The sequence below is a fragment of the Vibrio sp. 378 genome (genome assembly GCF_033339435.1).
Genome location: NZ_JAWOUO010000814.1, coordinates 1 through 599, shown reverse-complemented (window position 1 = coordinate 599; position 599 = coordinate 1). Strand labels below are relative to the sequence as shown.

General features: G+C 48.2%; 2 protein-coding genes. One reads left to right on the top strand and one right to left on the bottom strand.

All coding sequences use genetic code 11. The annotated features are described in order from the left end of the window. Positions 1–303: glycoside hydrolase domain-containing protein (locus tag R7Q48_RS29000; protein WP_318133810.1), on the top strand; the 303-nt coding region annotated here is incomplete at its 5' end. 31 nt (positions 304–334) lie between these two features. Here R7Q48_RS29000 and R7Q48_RS28995 read toward each other — a convergent pair. Beyond that, on the bottom strand, positions 335–599 hold a 265-nt coding region (locus tag R7Q48_RS28995; RefSeq protein ID WP_411979306.1), incomplete at its 5' end, for a nitronate monooxygenase.

The window sequence follows — 599 nt, the reverse complement described above, 5'->3', positions numbered from 1 at the left end:
GGTCAGATGTCGGCGTGGTATGTGATGTCTGCATTGGGCTTCTACCAAGTCACACCGGGCGAAGCAAGTTACACCATCGGTCGTCCTCTGTTCGACAAAGCCGTGATTCCAGTCGCGGACGGTAAATTCACCATCACCTCAGAAAACAACAGCCAAGAGAGCATCTACGTGAAGTCGGTGACCATCAACGGCAAACAATTGAGTGACAACTTCAGCTTCGCGCACAGCGATTTGAAAGACGGTGGTGAACTGCATTTCGTCATGACTTCAGACAAATCTGAAGCGATGAAAGCGCCTCAATAACCTTCACTTGAAATGTGTTCCTCAGGCCAAATCAGTCTGAGGAACATAAGCTCAAATCAATCCCTTCCACTAATGACAGTGTCATTTCTGCTGCCGAAACTTCTTTGCAACCCGACGAATTTTGTCCGCACCACAACGGCGTAAATTCATCTCGGTTTTGCTTCTCCATAAGCGCTCTTAACTGAGTCATTTCAATGGAAGCATATGGGAATTTCGGCGCAGATTCACAGATGTAGCCTAGCTCCGACATCGCGCGATTCACAATGCCTCGTGCTGGCCTACCCGAGAAAACATTA